The following is a 17,589-nucleotide window of genomic DNA, read 5'->3' on the forward strand; positions in this document are numbered from 1 at the left end:
TCGGTTGCGGGCAGGTCAGGTGCCTAGTTCAGGAGCCAAACGGGACGCGATGGATACAAGAACGCCAGACAGCGCCTACCGCGTGCTCGCCCGCAAATACCGCCCACAGAATTTCAACGATCTGATCGGCCAGGAGCCGATGGTCCGCACGCTGACCAATGCGTTCGAAACGGGGCGCATTGCACAGGCCTGGATGCTTACGGGCGTGCGTGGTGTCGGCAAGACCACGACGGCTCGCATTCTTGCCCGCGCGCTGAATTACAAGATCGCCGAAATCGACAAGCCGACAATCGACCTGAGCATTCCCGGCGAGCATTGCCAGGCGATCATGGAAGGCCGCCACGTCGACGTGATCGAGATGGACGCTGCGTCCCATACGGGTATCGATGACATTCGCGAGATCATCGAGCAGGTGCGGTACCGCCCAGTATCGGCTCGCTACAAGGTTTACATCATCGACGAAGTACACATGTTGTCGAACCAGGCCTTCAATGGCCTGTTGAAGACGCTTGAAGAGCCGCCGCCGCATGTCAAATTCATCTTCGCGACGACTGAAATCCGCAAAGTACCGATTACCGTCCTTTCCCGTTGCCAACGGTTTGACCTGCGCCGCATCGACACCGGGGTCCTCGTCCGCCATCTGCGCAGGATCGCCGGTCTCGAATCGATTGCCGTCGATGATGTGTCGCTCAGCATGATCGCGCGCGCCGGCGAAGGGTCGGTCCGCGATTCGCTCTCGATCTTCGATCAGGCAATCGCCCATGGCGCGGGTAGCGTCGAGGCGGAGGCGGTACGTTCCATGCTCGGTCTCGCTGACCGGGCGTGCATCATCGATCTTTTCGAGATGCTGATGCGCGGGGATGTTGCATCGGCACTACGGGAGTTCCGCGCCCAGTATGATGTTGGGGCCGATCCTGCGGTTGTCCTGACAGATCTCGCGGATTTCAATCACCTGGTGACACGCATCCGTTTCACGCCTGATGTCGCCGACGATATTTCGCTGTCGGAAGACGAGCGGACACGCGGCAGGGATTATGCTGAAAAGCTCTCTATCCGCGTTCTTTCGCGTACGTGGCAGATGCTGCTGAAAGGTATTGCTGAGGTCGAGGAGTCCAGTCGTCCAGTTCAGGCGGCAGAGATGCTGCTTATTCGTATTGCCCATGCCGCCGATTTGCCGACGCTCGATGAAGCGCTGAAATCACTTGAAGAGGGAGGCGTGTCTACCACGCCCGCACGTGGCGACGGTCCTCGCCCAGGAAATGGTGGTGCCACGGCCACGCGCGCAGCCCAGATCGACGCCGTTTCATCGCAGCGCGGTGCGGTACCGTCCAATGGTGGCGCGACCATGCGGCTCGTTGAACCTGCCGCCAAGACGGAACCAAGCATTGCTCCGGCGGTTGTGGAGCAACCGCAAGCTCCGGTCGTTCCCGTAAACAGCGTCGAAGATATCGTTGCCCTTGCCGACAAGCACCGCGACATGCAGTTCAAGATCATGGTCAAGAACTGCGTGCGCCTCGTCGGCATCAAGCCGGGGCGGCTCGAGATCAACCTGACGGAAAACGCACCCAAGACATTGCTGACCGATCTTTCGCAGAAGCTCAGCGACTGGACAGGCATTCGCTGGATGGTCTCGTTGTCGCGGGAAGAGGGAGGCGCTACCGTCAACGAGACAGAAACAGCCAAGCGGGATACGCTGCTCAGCGATGCGCGGTCCGATCCGGATGTCGCGGCGATCCTGGCAAAGTTTCCTGGCGCCAAGATCATCAACGTGCGAATTACGGCGCCGGCCGGACAGGTAGACGATGCGGTTGCCGCGGGCGATGATACGCTTGCACCCGTCGAAGAAGACGATTGACGAACAGGAGTTTTTCCATGCGTGACATTATGGGCATGATGAAACAGGCCAAGGAAATGCAAGCCAAGATGGCGGCGATGCAGGAGGAGATCGCGGCGCTCGAGGCCGAAGGTCATGCAGGCGGCGGTCTCGTCACCGTCAAGCTTTCCGGCAAGGGCGCGATGACGGCCCTCAGCATCGATCCTTCGCTTTTCAAGGAAGACGATATCGAAGTCATCGAAGATCTCATCATCGCTGCCCACAATGAGGCAAAGGGGAAGGTCGAGGCGATCATGGCCGAAAAGACCCAGGCTCTGACGGCCGGTTTGCCTATACCTCCGGGCTTCAAGCTTCCGTTTTAAACCACAACCGGAAGGTTATTGGAAAACGGCTTCGAATTGGCTATTTTAAAAAAATGGGATGGGAACGAGCTTTCGCCCGTCCCCGTCTTCTTACTTTGCGAATTGAACCCGGGCGGTCCATGACCAGCTCGTCCGGGTTCGTTTCACAGTGAGACCGATACTCCACGGAAGTCTCCGCATCGTTCACTCCAAATTCGCAGGCAAGGCTGTTGCCGCGGTCGGGTAGCCCATTCTCCCGATGCGCCGGCTGGTGCGGTGCTGCTGCTTTCGCCTTCGAACCCGCGCATCATCGCGGCGCAGGCTTCAAGTGATAACGAATCCAGGGTTGCGCTGTCTTGGCAGTCGGAACGCCGAGGTTGTGCGCTCGCCAATTCCATAAAAGGGCAAATTGCTCTAAACCGACGCTATGTCGAAACGAATCGCCGGCCCTGAAATTGAACGCCTGATACAGCTCCTCGCCAAGGTGCCAGGGCTTGGTCCACGCTCGGCGCGAAGGGCAGCCCTTCATCTCATCAAGAAGAAGGAAGCCCTGCTGATCCCGCTGGGCTCGGCCATGCAGGATGCCGCCGACAAGGTACGCGTCTGTTCGACCTGCGGCAATGTCGATACCGCCGAGCCCTGTATGATCTGTACCGATCCGCGCCGCGAGCGCGCGACCCTGATCGTGGTCGAGGACGTCTCCGATCTCTGGGCGCTGGAACGGGCGGGTTCGATGAACGTGCGCTACCACGTGCTCGGCGGGCGTCTTTCGCCGCTGGATGGAATCGGACCCGATGACCTCAATATCGCGACTCTCGTCGGGCGCGTTGCGGAAGGCGAAATCAAGGAAGTCATCCTCGCGGTGAATGCGACTGTCGAGGGTCAGACCACGGCTCATTACATCACCGACCAGCTTGCTGGTTTTGATGTCCGCATCACCCGTCTCGCACATGGGGTACCCGTCGGCGGTGAGCTGGATTACCTTGATGAAGGAACACTGGCTGCGGCATTGCGGGCTCGAACTTCGCTATAGGAGATGAGTTGATCATGCGCCCATGGAGAACTGCCCTCGGGGCGCTGATCGGCCTGATCCTTGCGCTGCATGCGACCGCAAGCTTCGCGGCTTCCAAGCCCGAGATCGAAGCGCAGTTCCAACAATGGCTCACGGATGACCTTTGGCCGGAAGCCAAGGCGAAGGGAATATCCCGGGCGACTTTCGATCAGGCATTCAAGGACGTCACGCTCAATTTCGACCTGCCCGATCTGGTAATGCCCGGCGAGAAGGCAAAAACGCCACAAAAGCAGGCGCAGAGCGAGTTCGGCTCACCCGGCAAGTACTTCAACGACAAGACCGTAAACAATGTCACTTCGGGCGGCAGTGCTCGCGCCGGCCAGTATGTAAGGACATTGAAGGCGGTCGAGCAAACCTATGGTGTGCCGGGCGAAGTCGTACTTGCCATATGGGGACGCGAAAGCGGCTTTGGCAGCGTCAAGATACCCTATAATGCCTTCGCCGTGCTCGGGACCAAGGCTTTCCTGGCGACACGCAAAGACATGTTCCGCAAGGAACTCATCGCGGCGCTCGAGATCGTGGAGAAGGGCTACATCGGCGCGTCAAGCATGAAGAGTTCATGGGCCGGTGCCCTCGGCCAACCGCAGTTCATGCCGACATCCTATCTCGAACATGCGGTCGATTTCGACGGCGACGGCAAGCGCGATATCTGGAATTCTGTCCCCGACACGCTCGGTTCAATCGCTCACTACCTCGCGCAGTACGGCTGGCAGCGCGGCAGGGACTGGGGCTATGAGGTGAACGTACCCGAGAGTGTAAGTTGCTCGCTGGAAGGTCCGGACCAGGGCAAGCCATTCTCTGCATGGGAAAAGCTCGGGATTGCGCGCGTCAACGGCAAGCGGTTTCCCGCCGACGAGGCCAAGCGTGAAAGCTTTCTCCTGATGCCGGCAGGTCGGCATGGTCCAGCCTTCATCGTGACCAAAAACTTCTACGTCCTCAAGGAATACAATATGAGCGATCTCTATGCGCTGTTCATCGGCCACGTCAGCGATCGCATTGCGCGCGGGGCGACAAACTTCACCGCCGGTTGGGGCGATGTCGGCGGGCTCTACCGTTCCGATATTGCCGGGCTGCAGCGGGCACTTGAGAAAAAGGGATATGACGCCGGCGGTGCCGATGGCTTCCCTGGCTTCAAGACACGCCGCTCGATCGGCGACTGGCAGTCGAAGCAGGGCATGTCGCCCACATGTTTTCCGGATAAGGCGCTGGTGGCGGCGATCCGCTGATCATCGCCGGTCGCTTGATCTCGCGTTTGACAGCCATACCCAAGCGGCGTCAAATTGCTGGCATGAACAGGAGGTCCGGTCATGCCATCCAATGAGCGTTCGAAGCACATCACCGAAGGCATCGCACGATCGCCCAATCGCGCCATGTATTATGCACTTGGCTATGAGAAGGCGGATTTCGCCAAGCCGATGATCGGTATTGCCAATGGCCATTCGACGATTACGCCATGCAACGCCGGCCTGCAGCCGCTCGCCGATGCGGCAATTGTGGCGGTCAAGGAGGCAGGTGGCAATCCGCAGGTTTTCGGCACGCCGACAATTTCCGACGGCATGGCGATGGGCACCGAGGGCATGAAATATTCGCTCATCTCGCGCGAGGTCATTGCCGACTGCATAGAGACCTGCGTCAACGGCCAGTGGATGGATGGCGTGCTGGTCATCGGCGGCTGCGACAAGAATATGCCGGGGGGCATGATCGCCATGGCACGTACGAACGTGCCGGCGATTTATGTCTATGGCGGCACGATCAAGCCCGGCAAATGGAAGGGCAAGGACCTCTCCATCGTCTCCGCCTTCGAGGCGGTGGGCTCGTTCATGGCCGGCAAGATGAGCGAGGAGGACTTCGAAGGGATCGAGCGGTATGCTTGCCCGTCGACAGGTTCTTGCGGCGGCATGTATACGGCGAACACGATGAGTTCAGCTTTCGAAGCGCTCGGCATGTCGCTGATGTCCTCTTCCACCATGGCCAATCCAGACGCGGAAAAGGTCGACAGTACGGCAGAATCGGCACGCGTTCTGGTCGAGGCGGTACGCAGGAACATCCGTCCTCGCGATATCATTACCCGCAAATCCATCGAGAATGCGGTCGCATTGATCATGGCGACGGGCGGCTCCACGAATGGCGTCCTCCATTTCCTCGCTATTGCCCATGCCGCGGAAGTCGAATGGACGCTCGACGATTTCGAGCGGGTGCGCCGCAAGGTTCCGGTAATATGTAATCTTCGACCTTCTGGACAATATATGGCAGTCGATCTGCACAAGGCCGGCGGAATTCCGCAAGTCTTGAAGATCTTGCTGAATGCCGGCCTCTTGCACGGCGACTGCCTCACAATCACAGGACGCACATTGGCCGAGGAACTCGCCAACGTTCCAGACGTGCCTCCCGCCGACCAGAACATTATCCGGCCGATCGACAGGGCGCTCTACAGCGAGGGTCACCTTGCCATCCTCAAGGGAAACCTGGCCACAGGCGGATCAGTTGCCAAGATCACCGGGCTGAAGAACCCAGTCATCAAGGGGCCGGCGCGGGTCTTTGACGACGAGCAATCGGCAATGGATGCCATCCTCTCGGACAAGATAAAGCCCGGCGACGTTCTCGTTTTGCGTTATCTTGGGCCGCGTGGCGGTCCCGGCATGCCGGAAATGCTGGCGCCGACCTCCGCAATCATCGGCCGTGGGCTCGGGGAGAGTGTCGGCTTCATCACGGACGGACGGTTTTCCGGCGGGACCTGGGGCATGGTCGTCGGACACGTGACGCCCGAGGCGTTCGAGGGTGGAACGATCGCCCTTGTCGAAGAGGGCGACGCGATTACCATCGACGCGCACAAGCAGCTGCTTCAGCTCGAGGTGAGCGATGCCGAGCTTGAACGGCGCCGCCGCAACTGGAAGCAGCCGCCACCGCGTTACACCCGCGGCGTCCTGGCGAAATTTGCACAATTGGCAAAATCGGCAAGCGAAGGCGCGGTAACGGATTAGCGCCTGTCGTCATTGTCGTTTACGGAAATACAGTCTGTCAAAGGCTCTCCGGTAGGAAACGGGCCCACGACATGCGATCCTGATTTCGAAACAGAAAGTCAGGATGTAGTCAGATGCCGGCATTGGTGAATGGAGAATGGGTAAAGGGCGATGTCGCCGCCAGCGAAATGAAGGGCGGTGCATTCCATCGCGAAGCGACACATTTCCACAACTGGATCACACCGGACGGCGCGCCGGGTCCCTCTCGCCAACCGTCGTTTCCGGCCGAGCCGGGCCGCTATCAGCTTTTCGTTTCCTATCTCTGCCCTTGGGCGTCGCGCACGCTGATTTTCCGCACCCTGAAGGGGCTGCGCGACATCATCCGCATTTCCATCGCCGAACCTGCGATCGGCGAGAATGGCTGGACGTTTGCCGAACCCCAGGACGCGGGGCCAGAGGCGCCGCCCATACGTTATCTGCACCAGCTCTATACGGCGAGCCAGCCGAACTATACAGGCAAGGTTTCGGTGCCCGTCCTTTGGGACCGCAGGGAGGGCCGCATTGTCAACAATGAGTCGGCCGATATCATCCGCATCCTCAATACGGCGTTCAATCACATCACCGGGGATCATCAGGATTTTTATCCAGAACATCTGCGTCCGGAAATCGACGGGTGGAACGAGCTCATTTACAACAACGTCAATAACGGAGTGTATCGCGCTGGCTTTGCCAAATCACAGGCAGCTTATGACGAAGCTGCTTCAGGTGTGTTCAGGGCCTTCAACCGGATTGAAGCCCATCTCGCCGACCACCGCTATCTGGCCGGACCGTATATCACGGAGGCGGACTGGCGTCTGTTTGTAACGCTGGTGCGCTTTGATGCGGCCTACCATGGCGTATTCAAGTGCAACATCCGCCGCATGGCCGATTATCATAACCTGTCGAATTATTTGCGCGAGCTTTACCAATGGCAGGACGTGCGCGCGACCGTGAAGATTGACCACATCAAGGCCGGTTACTATTCGATCGCCCACATCAACCCGACCCTCATCGTCCCCCTTGGACCTGATCAAAACTTCGATGCGCCCCACGACCGGGAACGCCTCCTTGCCAAGGGCATTTTCAAGAGCTAGTCCACCACAGAGCTTGCCATTTCTGCTCATATGTGAAAATATTATTCACAAGAGAAGATATGGGAGGCAGTCAATGGGATCTTACGCAGGCAATTTGCACGTTGAAGGCGTGCGGAAATGAGCGACTTTCCGCCGACTGTGGGCGTGTCCTCCACACACCCAAAAAACATGCCGGAAGCCCACGCCACCTTGCCTGTGTGGAATGCCGAGAACTGGTTCTATGAAGACTGGCCGGTTGGTCAGAAGATACGATCGCTGCGGCGGACGATTTCCGAGAGCGACAGCCATCTCTTCAACGTCCTTGTCACCGACATACATCCTTACGTCCAGGATCAGATGTTCGCCGAGAGCGAGGGCATTTTCGGCAAGCGTCTCGTTGCCGGCGCATTCGTCTTTTCCGCTGGACTTGGGCTGGTGGCGACCAATTGCGTCAATGCTTTTTCCTACGGCTACGACAAGCTGCGCTTCATCAAGCCCGTCTTCCTCAACGATACGATCTATACGGTCCGCACGAACCTCGACAAGCGGCCGCGTTACAAGGAGTTGGGGCTCATCCGTGCCAGCTACGAAGTATTCAAGAATGAGGGCGAGCTCGTTCTCTACTGCGAACACCTGCAGACGGTGAAGTATCGAAACTCTGCTGATTTCATTGGAAAGACCGAGAAAGAATGACTGCGAATGAATTGCCGCTAACGGGCCTGCTTGTCGTCGATATGAGCCAGTTCCTGTCGGGACCCTATGCCTCGCTGCGCCTGATGGATCTTGGTGCGCGCGTCATCAAGGTCGAACGCCCCGACGGCGGCGATCTCTCCCGCCGTCTCTATCTGAGCGACACCGAGATAGGTGGGGATTCGACCATCTTTCATGCGATCAACCGTGCCAAGGAAAGTCTCGCGATCGATCTCAAGAACGAGGCCGATCTGAAGACATTGAAGGCGCTCCTCGCCAAAGCCGATGTCTTGATCCAGAATTTCAGACCGGGCGTTATCCAGCGGCTCGGCCTCGACTATGAGGCGGTAAAGGCGATCAATCCCCGTTTGGTCTATGCCGGCATAAGCGGCTACGGCGAAGAAGGCCCGTGGGTGTCACGTCCTGGCCAGGATCTGCTGGCGCAGTCGCGTTCCGGCCTGATGTGGCTTAACGGCGATGAAAGTCAGGGGCCCGTACCTTTTGGCCTTGCCGTCGGCGATATGCTGGCGGGCGCCGCGACCGTGCAGGGTATTCTGGCGGCTTTGGTGCGGCGTGGCATCAGCGGCGAAGGCGCGCACATCGAAACCAGCCTGATGGAATCTTTGATTGATTTCCAGTTCGAGGTGCTGACGACGCATCTCAATGATGGCCGCCGCTTGCCGAAGCGCTCAGACTTCCGCAGCGCCCACGCTTATCTTTCGGCGCCCTATGGAGTTTACCAGACGAGCGACAGTTATCTGGCGCTCGCCATGACCCCGTTGCCGAAGCTGGCTGACCTTCTCGGGCTCGATGCGCTCGGTCCCTATCGCGACAAGCCCGCCACCTGGTTTACGGCGCGCGACGAGATCAAGCGCATTATCGCCAGTAGGCTTGCGACACAACCAACCGATCATTGGCTCACAATCCTCGAACCCGCCGATATCTGGTGCGCCAAGGTACTGAACTGGGAGGAGCTTCTGCAAAGCGAAGGTTTCAGGGTCCTCGATATGCTGCAGACGGTCGAGCGCGAAGATCAAGTCTCGATCCTAACGACCAGGTCGCCTATCCGCGTCAACGGCAAACGCGCGAAGTTCGATCGCGCTGCCCCGCGCATCGGCGAACATAGCGAAAGTATCCGCAAGGAGTTCGGCCTGTGAGCGGGCCTCGATTGAAGGGGATGACCTGGAGCCATCCGCGCGGGTATGACCCGATGGTCGCTTGCTCCAAGCTTTGGAAGGAAAAGACCGGGACGACCATCGAGTGGGAGAAGCGCTCGCTGCAGGACTTCGAATCCTATCCGATCGATGAGCTTGCACGGGCCTATGATCTGATCGTCATCGATCACCCGCATGTCGGGCAGATCACGGCGGAGGGTTGCCTCCATCCGCTTGATATTCCGGGGCGGGGGGCCGAGCGAGAGGCATTAATCACGGGCAGCGTCGGCCAATCCTATCAAAGCTATTGCTGGGAGGGCCGGCAATGGGCTTTCCCCGTGGATACAGCAAGTCAAGTTTCCGCATGGCGGCCAGACATTCTTGATCGCGCCCCCAGGACATGGGACGAGATCATGTCACTTGCCCGGGAGGGCAGGGTGCTACTCCCGCTGCGCCCGCCCCATTCGCTGATGACGTTCTATACGCTTTGCGCAAATCGGGGTTCGCCCTGTGCCACTGCTTTTGGCGATCTCGTCTCACCGGATGTCGGCGTTCGAACATTCGACATGATGCGGGACATTGTGGCGCTCATCGATCCGGCCTGTTTCGACATGGATCCGATCGCAGTGCTGGACAGGATGTCGCAAGGAAAGGCGGATATCGCCTGTTCCCCACTGATTTACGGCTATGTCAATTATTCTATCGAGGGTTTCAGGCCGGCTTTGGTCGCCTTTGCCGATATTCCCGACGCGGGCGGCAACGGTCCCATCGGGTCGGCGCTCGGCGGCACGGGTATTGCCGTGTCCGCCTTTTCACCTCATCGCGACGCGGCGAGTGACTTTGCCTATTGGATTACCAGCGGCGATGTGCAGCGCGGCCCCTATGCCATGGCCGGCGGGCAACCGGGCCATGCAGCGGGCTGGGACGATGCAGCGGTCAACGCAAGGACAACGGACTTTTACACCGCGACCCGAAAAACCCTGGAATCTGCCTGGGTCAGACCCCGTCACGATGGCTATATGGCGTTTCAGCAGAAAGCCTCGCAGCGGATCAATGCAGGGCTTGTCCAAGGTCATGAACCGACAGGTGTCGTCGATGATCTGAACCGACTTTTCCGGGAAAGCTTTGCAGATTAGGCGGTGCTAGATGTTCCGGCGCATTTGACCGGCTCGACCGTATACGCCGGGGCAGACGCCGATGCCTCGCTGGCAGTCGACCGGGCTTGATTGGGAAACGTCCGGTGGACGCGGAGACCAGGACCCATAACCGCCGCCGCCGCAAGCGCTCAAGGCAAGACTGCTCAGCAAAATGGCAAGGGTCATGAATTTCATTCTCGGCCTCGGCTGCAAAATTGATTGCAGCCTGATAGCCGGAAACGGGTCTGAAAGTCAAAGTTGTAAATCGGCGTCAGGGCCTCTAATGACGGTTTTGGAGGCTCACGCCACGCGTTGTTCTCCGCTGTCCTTGGGGCCACGCACCGTCGGATGCGAATTCACCGCGATCACAACCGCCAACGCCGCAAGCGAATTGATATCGCGGTTGCCACGATTGAACGCCGTCATCACGGTTTCGGCGATGACCTTCGCCTCCTCATCCGAACTTGATTTCACCACAAGGGTTGCCGCCGCCTTGTCGTAGGCAGCTTGCATGATGTCCCAATCATCTTGCGAGTACATCGGATCTAAGGGGTTATCGAAAGCCATGGAGATGTTCCTCTTCATTATTATTGCTCCAGAGACGACCAGAATCGTAGTCGCTGGAATGTGGCATGGCAAATCGAAACGGATTTTCAGGCTATTCAAAGGGCTTACCGCAAAGCAGCAATGGATTTTCATGCCGGAAATGTGGCAAAACCTATTATCAATCGAATTGATTAGATAATCCGGCAGGCACTAAAGCGTGGGCTCTGCTTCGCTTCGTTCACGGATAGCACGGGACAAGCGCGACCATCGTGGACTGAACCAAGGCGTAAGCAAGGAAACTTTCTCGAAGCTTTGGCGATTGAAGGAAGGGTCATGTTCCTCAAAGGTCCACACCTTAAAATTCGTCAATTCATGCGGTCCGAACGTGTGGATCAGGGGAATATCAGCCGCGTCGCGGCCGCGAGCCACGACAATACGCCCAATGCGGCGCTGATTATGCCGCGCATCGAAGGTATGCCACCTGTCCCCGAGAAACACCTCGAACCAGGCATTGAAATCCATTGGAGCGGGATCGGCCGGAACGCCAATATCCCCCATATAGCCATTCACATAGCGTGCGGGAATGTTCATGCAGCGGCATAAGGCGACCGCAAGGTGCGCGAAATCGCGGCAGACCCCGACCCGCTCTTCATGCGCCTGGGCAGCGGTGCGCGTTGCCCGGGCAAAACCGTAGCTGAACGTAAGGCGCTGGTTGACATAGTCGCAGATTGACTGGACGCGGGTCCAGCCGGGTTTGATATGCCCGAAAAGGTTCCAGGCAAGTGGACTTAACTCGTCGGTTTCGCAGTAGCGGCTGGCGGAGAGATAGGCGAGACACTCGGTCGGAAGCTTGTCGACGGTGATCTCCCCAGCCTCTTCCGCGACCGGATCCGGCATGCCGTCATCCTTGACGACCGCATCATACGTCAGGGAGAGATTCCCGGCCGGCGCGAGGAGCCGTATTGCAGTATTGCCAAACAGATCGATGAACTTTTCAAGCCGCAGATCTGGGGAGGCGACCGGTCCGTTCTCACACTTGATATCGGCAATGCGCGCCGATTCGAGATTGAGGTAGGTGGTCATGGGGGTGGGCTGCGTGCACCTAATGGCAATCTCATAACCGACGCGAATCAACATGGGCAGTATCCTTTAATGTTCTGAGGACAACGCCGCGTCACCGTTAGAGTTCCGCACCCGAAAATTTTAATGCAATGGCAAGCTGATGCGCGGATGCGGCTCGGTTTTCGGCCCCGCCAGCTAAATTCAGCATTTGTTGACCATAGACCCATAGGATTTGAAACAAAAGTCCTTCGCCCTCTTTGTAGGACCATAGATGCCGAGGCTTGGCGACGCGAAACTGATGGCAGCCGCCGCTTCAAAGTCGATTGGAAAAAACCATGACTGCAAAACGTGTGGCCCAGCGTCAACCCACGGCAAGCGTCGTCCGCGATCAGATCCAGCGCCCGGAATTCCAGCAGGCCGTTCGCTCAACAAGCACGGCCAGGGTCGACAAGAAGACACCCAAGCAATTTCTCGATCTGCTCGAGCAACTCGAAATTGCCGAAGCTCGCACCAAGAAACGAAGGTGATCGCTGTCCTACCCCTGGCGGTAGACGAGGTTGCCGTGCACGTCCGGATGCGCCAACCGGCTTGATTTTGCATAGTTGACGAAACTGCCAAAACCCAAAGCGAAGGCAAGGAAGATGGCAAACACGATGCCAAGACGCTGAACAAGCATGACGAATTCCCCAATGACCTGCTTGAGGATGCGTGACGGCGGCTGAACGTCGCCTGAACCGGCCATTCACCCGAGCGTTCGATTCATTACCGGATTCTTTCCCGCATTTATCGCGGCCATGGTGACGCTGAACGCCCACCGTTCTATGCTTCGCGCCACGGTTGTATGAGCCGTCGCTACGAAGCCCAAAAAACGGAGGTTTTGGCATGAGCAAGCCTTTCGACGCCATCGTCATAGGGGCGGGACAAGCCGGCCCGTCTCTCGTCGGACGATTGACCGGAGCCGGCATGAAAGTCTTGATGGTCGAGCGCAAATTTTTCGGCGGAACCTGTGTCAATACCGGCTGCATGCCGACCAAGACCCTCGTCGCCAGCGCCTATGCTGCTCATGTTGCCCGGCGGGCCGCCGATTATGGCGTTTCGGTCGGCGCGGAAGTTGGTATCGACATGAAACGGGTGAAGCAACGGGCTGACAAGGTTACCTATGATTCGCGTACCGGATTGGAGAAATGGCTGCGCGGCATGGAAAACTGCACGGTGATAGAGGGACACGCCCGCTTCACCTCACCGCATGAGATCGAGATCGCGGACGAGGTGTTCACGGCGCCGCGCATCTTCCTCAATGTGGGTGGCCGCGCCAACGTACCCGACATGCCCGGGATCAACGACATCGATTATCTGACCAACACCTCGATCCTGCAGCTTGATAAGGTGCCCGAGCATCTCGTGGTTGTCGGCGGCAGCTATATCGGCCTCGAGTTTGCGCAAATGTACCGCCGGTTTGGCGCCAAGGTTACGGTGGTCGAAAAGGGACCGCGCCTGATCAGCCGCGAAGACGAGGATGTCTCTGATGCCATCAAGGATATTCTCGAGGCTGAAGGCATTGCCTGCAGGCTGAATGCAGAATGCATTTCGTTCAAAGCCCACGCGGACGGCGTCGAGGTCGGTGTGGATTGCACCAGCGGCGCTCCTAGTATCGTTGGGTCCCAAGTGTTGATGGCAATCGGCAGGCGCCCCAATACTGACGATCTTGCCCTGGACAAGGCCGGTATCGACGTGGATGAGCGCGGCTACATCAAGGTCGGTGACGACCTGGCGACAAATGTAGAGGGAATTTGGGCGCTCGGCGATTGCAATGGCCGAGGAGCATTTACCCACACCGCCTACAATGACTACGAGATCGTCGCGGGGAATCTCCTCGATGGTGAGCAACACAAAGTCAGTGATCGCATCCTCGGTTACGCCCTTTATATCGATCCGCCGCTCGGCCGTGTGGGCATGACCGAAACCCAGGCCCGCAACACCGGAAGACCCCTGCTCGTTTCCAAGCGCCCGATGACGCGCGTCGGGCGTGCGGTGGAAAAGGACGAAACGTTAGGCTTCATGAAGGTTGTTGCTGATGCCGAAACGCAGAAGATCCTTGGTGCGGCCATTCTAGGCACCGGCGGCGATGAGGCGATCCACGGTATCCTCGATACGATGAATGCAGACGTCGGCATTCCGAAGCTCAAGTGGGCAGTGCCGATTCACCCAACCGTGTCGGAGCTTATTCCGACACTCCTTGGAGACCTGAAGCCCGCTGTTTAGAACAGGTAACGCGAATAGCATCACTCCATCACGGCGCTATGATCAGGCGGAGCCGCGTTTGGGGCCGGCTTACGCAATAGCATGACAAGCGGAATGGAAATGATTGACATGATCATCAGCAGCTTGAAATCGTCGATATAAGCGATGATGGTCGCCTGCTCGGTAATCATTCCGTCAAGCGCAGCGCGGCCAGCAGCCTTCATCGGGTCGAGATGCTGCATGATTGCCGGTGCGTTGAACGCATGGTTGAACGGCGTGACATAGGCAGCGATCGAAGCGTGGTTGATCTGCACGTTCTCCGTCAGGAGGGCCGCTACAATGGCAATGCCGACACTCGATCCAATGTTGCGCGACAGATTGTAGAGGCCGGTACCCTCGCCACGCATATGAGCCGGGAGGGTCGCGAAGGCAATCGTCGTCAACGGCACGAAAAGGAAGCCGAGCCCTGCACCCTGGATGAAGCCGACCGACACGATGGTCGACTGAGAAATGTCGGGGGTCCAGCCGGTCATGTCGTACATCGCCCAAGCCGTGAGGGAAAAGCCGAAGACCAGGAGCGCGCGCGTATCAACCTTGCCGATGAGGCGACCAACGATGAACATTGATATCATCGTGCCAACGCCGCGCGGGCCCATGACGATACCGGCCGTAATGACAGGATACCCCATCAACGTCTGCAGGTAAGGGGTCATCAAGGCAAGCGAGGCCAGATAGGTTACGCCGATGACGAAGATAAAGAAAATGCTGACGGAAAAGTTCCGGTCAAGGAACAGTCGCGGATTGACGAAGGATTTCTCTGCCGTGAACGTGTGAACGAGAAAGAGATAGAAGGCGGCTGCGCTGATCAGGGCTTCGATCTGAATCTCGCCCGACGAGAACCAGTTCAGTTGTTCGCCGCGGTCAAGAAAGAGCTGCAATGTCGCTATGGATAGGCTGAGCATGCCGAAGCCGAACCAGTCGAGCTTGGCGCCGATATCGCGCTTGGTTTCGGCGACGAAAGCGCCGATGCCGAAGAAGGCAAGCATCCCGATCGGGACATTGATATAGAAGACCCAGCGCCAGCTGATATTGTCGGTGAGCCAGCCGCCGATGACAGGACCAAGCACGGGGCCGACCATGACTGAGACGCCGAAGAGCGCCATCGCCTTGCCGCGCTCATGGACATCATAGATATCAAGCAGGATGCCTTGCGAAAGCGGCACCAGCGCGGCACCAAAAAGGCCTTGCATCAGGCGAAATACCACGATCTGCGGCAGCGTTTGGGCAAGGCCGCACAGGACCGACGCAACGACGAAACCGACGATGGCGGTCAAGAGGACGTTCTTGCGACCGAAACGCGCCGCAAGAAACCCTGACGGCGGCGTCATGATGGCGGCGGCGACGATATAGGAGGTCAAAACCCAATTGATCTGGTCGGCGCTCGCCGAGACACTGCCCTGGATATAGGGCAGGGCGACGTTGGCGATCGTCGTATCCAGCGCTTGCATGACCACGGCAAGGATGACGCATGCCGTGATCGCTCCGCGGTTTGCCACCGCGGCTGCCGCACTCGGTATCGCAGCGGTGTTAGACATGGCTCTTTTTACCAAAGCCCCCAAAGAGATCTTCGATAAACTTCGGCATGCCGCGGGCGTGGCCGGTGTCGACGTCGGCCGTAACGCTCATGCCGACTCGTAGGGGCGGCTTGCCGGCCATGTCATCGATGCTTACGAGCATCGGGATGCGCTGGACAACCTTGACCCAGTTGCCCGACGTGTTCTGCGCCGGGAGCAGCGAGAAACTGGCGCCGGAGGCAGGACTGATGCTGGCAACCGTGCCCTTCCACTCAATGCCCGGATAGGTGTCAACGCTGATCGTTACAGGCTGGCCCTCCCGAACATAGGTAAGCTCGGTTTCCTTCGGGCTTGCCGCGACCCACACATGCGTGGTCGAGACGAGGCTGAAACCGGCCTGTGAAGCCTGCAGATAAGCGCCGACCTGCAGCGAGCTGACATTGGTGACGATGCCGTCGAACGGCGCGCGCACGACCGTACGATCGAGGTTGCGCTGGGCATTGTCCACGGCTGACTGCGCCTGGAGATAGGACGGGTTCTGTTCGACCGGCTGGCTCGGATCGTTGCCGAGCTGTGCCAGCGTGGCCGCAGCTTCCGCCTTGGCGACGTCGACTTTCTGCTGTGCAGCGTCGAGGTCGTGCTTGGCCTGGTCATAGGCGGCTTTCGACACCGCCGCGGTTGCGGTCAAATCCTGCTGACGTTGCAGGGTCTTGTTGTAGAACGGAATGTCCGCTTCGGCCTGCGTGATCTCGGCAAGCGATTGCTTGTAGCTCGCTTCGAGGTTCAGGATCTGATTGCGCACGACCCCAAGCTGCGCCTTCGCGCCTGCAAGCGCGATTTCATAGGCGCTTGGATCAAGCCGAAACAGCACGTCGCCTTGTTTGACCACCTGGTTGTCGTGAGCCTCGACCGACTGCACCATGCCGGAAACATCGGTCGAGACACCGACCATGTCGGCCTGTACATAGGCATTGTCCGTCGACATGACCTGACCGCCGGTGACGTAATAGTAGCCGCCTGCGATCAGGGCGAGCGGTAGCACTGCGAAAAGCAGTGGGCGCTTCAGGCTGCGGCGCGGGCGCGCCGGCGCCGAAGCCGGCGTCTCCTTTGTTACGGGGAGTGCAGGCGTCTCGATTGTCGTGTCGCGCTTTTCGAGGACCGTATCACTGCGCTGGGAAGGGGCAGCTGCGTCCGAATTGGCGGGGATGCGTATGGAACGTGAACCGTCAGCCATGATTTTTCTCTCTGTCATCGACCGGCGTCTGGCATGCGTCGATCAAATTCGTCTTCATAAGTGTAAGGGTGCGGATGAGGTGGTCGCGATCGGCCGCCGAAACGCCAGCAAGCGCTTCGCCTCGGGTCGCTTCGCCAATCACGCGCATGTCGGCGAGAAGAGGGCGCGTTTCCTCGCGCAGGAATAGCAGCCATATGCGCCGATCCGTCGGATGCCGGCGGCGCTCGATCAGGCCACGCTCCTCGAGCTTGTCGAGAATGCGAACAAGCGTGATCGGCTCGATTTCCAGGATTTCGGCAAGCCCTGCCTGATGGATACCCTCATTATTGGCAAGATATGCCAGGGTCTGCCACTGCGAGCGCGTCAATCCGAGATGCTTCGCACGCTGTTCGAAGCGCTTGCGCAACAGGCGAGCGACGTCATGCAGCAGAAAGCCAAGGGTCGGTGTGTTGTTCATGGGTGTGAAAGCAATTCATAAGGGTGCTTATTACATTGGTGCATATAACAACGATGCTAGGCAATAAAAAGATGACAGCTTGCCTCAGCCTGCAAAAATTTGGGCTTTGCCCTCAATTTGTTGTGAAAGCGGCCCGGGGGCTCGGACGGTCAGTCCTGGTGGAGGTCTAGCAGCCA

At 58.5% G+C, this 17,589-nt stretch carries 17 protein-coding genes; 11 read left to right on the forward strand and 6 right to left on the reverse strand.

Going from position 1 to position 17,589, the window contains the following annotated elements:
• The first annotated feature begins 19 nt into the window (after nucleotides 1–19).
• The 9 genes from AAAB35_RS11085 (at nucleotide 20) to AAAB35_RS11125 (ending at nucleotide 10,299) form a co-directional block, all read left to right on the forward strand.
• Complete coding sequence (locus tag AAAB35_RS11085; protein ID WP_340668332.1) at nucleotides 20–1,855, forward strand: DNA polymerase III subunit gamma/tau; 1,836 nt, start codon at nucleotides 20–22, stop codon at nucleotides 1,853–1,855.
• Between the two features lie 17 nt (nucleotides 1,856–1,872).
• Nucleotides 1,873–2,196 (forward strand): YbaB/EbfC family nucleoid-associated protein, encoded by a 324-nt coding sequence (locus AAAB35_RS11090; RefSeq protein WP_340668333.1) that lies wholly within the window; start codon nucleotides 1,873–1,875, stop codon nucleotides 2,194–2,196.
• A gap of 406 nt (nucleotides 2,197–2,602) precedes the next feature.
• Nucleotides 2,603–3,208, forward strand: a complete 606-nt coding sequence (gene recR, locus AAAB35_RS11095; RefSeq protein WP_340668334.1) for a recombination mediator RecR — start codon at nucleotides 2,603–2,605, stop codon at nucleotides 3,206–3,208.
• Between the two features lie 14 nt (nucleotides 3,209–3,222).
• Nucleotides 3,223–4,473 carry a lytic murein transglycosylase gene (locus AAAB35_RS11100; RefSeq protein ID WP_340668335.1) on the forward strand — a complete coding sequence of 417 codons (1,251 nt, stop codon included), beginning with the start codon at nucleotides 3,223–3,225 and terminating at the stop codon, nucleotides 4,471–4,473.
• A gap of 81 nt (nucleotides 4,474–4,554) precedes the next feature.
• The gene (gene ilvD, locus AAAB35_RS11105; protein WP_340668336.1) at nucleotides 4,555–6,228 is read left to right on the forward strand and encodes a dihydroxy-acid dehydratase; all 1,674 of its coding nucleotides are present in this window, start codon (nucleotides 4,555–4,557) and stop codon (nucleotides 6,226–6,228) included.
• A gap of 113 nt (nucleotides 6,229–6,341) precedes the next feature.
• Nucleotides 6,342–7,340: a glutathione S-transferase family protein gene (locus AAAB35_RS11110; RefSeq protein WP_340668337.1), complete on the forward strand. Its 999-nt coding sequence runs from the start codon at nucleotides 6,342–6,344 to the stop codon at nucleotides 7,338–7,340.
• Nucleotides 7,341–7,457: 117 nt separating this feature from the next.
• Nucleotides 7,458–8,012: a MaoC family dehydratase gene (locus tag AAAB35_RS11115; RefSeq protein WP_340668338.1), complete on the forward strand. Its 555-nt coding sequence runs from the start codon at nucleotides 7,458–7,460 to the stop codon at nucleotides 8,010–8,012.
• Entirely contained in the window at nucleotides 8,009–9,166 is a 1,158-nt protein-coding gene (locus AAAB35_RS11120; protein WP_340668339.1) for a CaiB/BaiF CoA-transferase family protein, read from the forward strand. The genes AAAB35_RS11115 and AAAB35_RS11120 overlap by 4 nt, the downstream gene beginning before the upstream one ends.
• A 20-nt stretch (nucleotides 9,167–9,186) precedes the next feature.
• Nucleotides 9,187–10,299, forward strand: a complete 1,113-nt coding sequence (locus AAAB35_RS11125; protein WP_340668353.1) for an extracellular solute-binding protein — start codon at nucleotides 9,187–9,189, stop codon at nucleotides 10,297–10,299.
• A 300-nt stretch (nucleotides 10,300–10,599) separates the two neighbouring features.
• On the opposite strand, the gene AAAB35_RS11130 is transcribed toward AAAB35_RS11125, so the two are convergent.
• Complete coding sequence (locus AAAB35_RS11130) at nucleotides 10,600–10,965, reverse strand: hypothetical protein (RefSeq protein WP_340668340.1); 366 nt, start codon at nucleotides 10,963–10,965, stop codon at nucleotides 10,600–10,602.
• A 90-nt stretch (nucleotides 10,966–11,055) separates the two neighbouring features.
• Entirely contained in the window at nucleotides 11,056–11,982 is a 927-nt protein-coding gene (locus AAAB35_RS11135) for a transglutaminase family protein (RefSeq protein WP_340668341.1), read from the reverse strand.
• 260 nt (nucleotides 11,983–12,242) lie between these two features.
• Here AAAB35_RS11135 and AAAB35_RS11140 point away from each other — a divergent pair, with 260 nt between their 5' ends.
• Nucleotides 12,243–12,434 carry a hypothetical protein gene (locus AAAB35_RS11140; RefSeq protein WP_340668342.1) on the forward strand — a complete coding sequence of 64 codons (192 nt, stop codon included), beginning with the start codon at nucleotides 12,243–12,245 and terminating at the stop codon, nucleotides 12,432–12,434.
• 8 nt (nucleotides 12,435–12,442) lie between these two features.
• Here AAAB35_RS11140 and AAAB35_RS11145 read toward each other — a convergent pair whose 3' ends face one another.
• Nucleotides 12,443–12,649, reverse strand: a complete 207-nt coding sequence (locus tag AAAB35_RS11145) for a hypothetical protein (protein ID WP_340668343.1) — start codon at nucleotides 12,647–12,649, stop codon at nucleotides 12,443–12,445.
• A 140-nt stretch (nucleotides 12,650–12,789) separates the two neighbouring features.
• Between AAAB35_RS11145 and AAAB35_RS11150 the strand changes: the two genes are divergently transcribed.
• Nucleotides 12,790–14,169, forward strand: coding sequence for an FAD-containing oxidoreductase (locus AAAB35_RS11150; RefSeq protein WP_340668344.1), 1,380 nt, complete (start codon nucleotides 12,790–12,792; stop codon nucleotides 14,167–14,169).
• A gap of 20 nt (nucleotides 14,170–14,189) precedes the next feature.
• Here AAAB35_RS11150 and AAAB35_RS11155 read toward each other — a convergent pair whose 3' ends face one another.
• The 3 genes from AAAB35_RS11155 to AAAB35_RS11165 are packed head-to-tail and all read right to left on the reverse strand — an operon-like array spanning nucleotide 14,190 to nucleotide 17,413.
• The gene (locus AAAB35_RS11155) at nucleotides 14,190–15,743 is read right to left on the reverse strand and encodes a DHA2 family efflux MFS transporter permease subunit (RefSeq protein ID WP_340668345.1); all 1,554 of its coding nucleotides are present in this window, start codon (nucleotides 15,741–15,743) and stop codon (nucleotides 14,190–14,192) included.
• Nucleotides 15,736–16,956 (reverse strand): HlyD family secretion protein, encoded by a 1,221-nt coding sequence (locus AAAB35_RS11160; RefSeq protein ID WP_340668346.1) that lies wholly within the window; start codon nucleotides 16,954–16,956, stop codon nucleotides 15,736–15,738. Before AAAB35_RS11160 ends, AAAB35_RS11155 begins: the two co-directional genes overlap by 8 nt.
• A complete protein-coding gene (locus tag AAAB35_RS11165) occupies nucleotides 16,949–17,413 on the reverse strand; it encodes a MarR family transcriptional regulator (RefSeq protein ID WP_340668347.1) in 465 nt (154 codons plus the stop codon). The genes AAAB35_RS11160 and AAAB35_RS11165 overlap by 8 nt, the downstream gene beginning before the upstream one ends.
• Between the last annotated feature and the right edge of the window lie 176 nt (nucleotides 17,414–17,589).

The sequence above is a fragment of the Phyllobacterium sp. genome (genome assembly GCF_037994425.1).
Classification (GTDB): domain Bacteria; phylum Pseudomonadota; class Alphaproteobacteria; order Rhizobiales; family Rhizobiaceae; genus Phyllobacterium.

Coding starts and splice junctions, on each gene's coding strand:
- AAAB35_RS11110 (WP_340668337.1), top strand. CDS start 6,342: ATGCCGGCATTGGTGAATGGAGAATGGGTAAAGGGCGATGTCGCCGCC.
- AAAB35_RS11100 (WP_340668335.1), top strand. CDS start 3,223: ATGCGCCCATGGAGAACTGCCCTCGGGGCGCTGATCGGCCTGATCCTT.
- AAAB35_RS11140 (WP_340668342.1), top strand. CDS start 12,243: ATGACTGCAAAACGTGTGGCCCAGCGTCAACCCACGGCAAGCGTCGTC.
- AAAB35_RS11160 (WP_340668346.1), bottom strand. CDS start 16,956: ATGGCTGACGGTTCACGTTCCATACGCATCCCCGCCAATTCGGACGCA.
- AAAB35_RS11125 (WP_340668353.1), top strand. CDS start 9,187: ATGACCTGGAGCCATCCGCGCGGGTATGACCCGATGGTCGCTTGCTCC.
- ilvD (WP_340668336.1), top strand. CDS start 4,555: ATGCCATCCAATGAGCGTTCGAAGCACATCACCGAAGGCATCGCACGA.
- AAAB35_RS11165 (WP_340668347.1), bottom strand. CDS start 17,413: ATGAACAACACACCGACCCTTGGCTTTCTGCTGCATGACGTCGCTCGC.
- AAAB35_RS11145 (WP_340668343.1), bottom strand. CDS start 12,649: ATGGCCGGTTCAGGCGACGTTCAGCCGCCGTCACGCATCCTCAAGCAG.
- AAAB35_RS11115 (WP_340668338.1), top strand. CDS start 7,458: ATGAGCGACTTTCCGCCGACTGTGGGCGTGTCCTCCACACACCCAAAA.
- AAAB35_RS11155 (WP_340668345.1), bottom strand. CDS start 15,743: ATGTCTAACACCGCTGCGATACCGAGTGCGGCAGCCGCGGTGGCAAAC.
- AAAB35_RS11090 (WP_340668333.1), top strand. CDS start 1,873: ATGCGTGACATTATGGGCATGATGAAACAGGCCAAGGAAATGCAAGCC.
- recR (WP_340668334.1), top strand. CDS start 2,603: ATGTCGAAACGAATCGCCGGCCCTGAAATTGAACGCCTGATACAGCTC.
- AAAB35_RS11135 (WP_340668341.1), bottom strand. CDS start 11,982: ATGTTGATTCGCGTCGGTTATGAGATTGCCATTAGGTGCACGCAGCCC.
- AAAB35_RS11150 (WP_340668344.1), top strand. CDS start 12,790: ATGAGCAAGCCTTTCGACGCCATCGTCATAGGGGCGGGACAAGCCGGC.
- AAAB35_RS11120 (WP_340668339.1), top strand. CDS start 8,009: ATGACTGCGAATGAATTGCCGCTAACGGGCCTGCTTGTCGTCGATATG.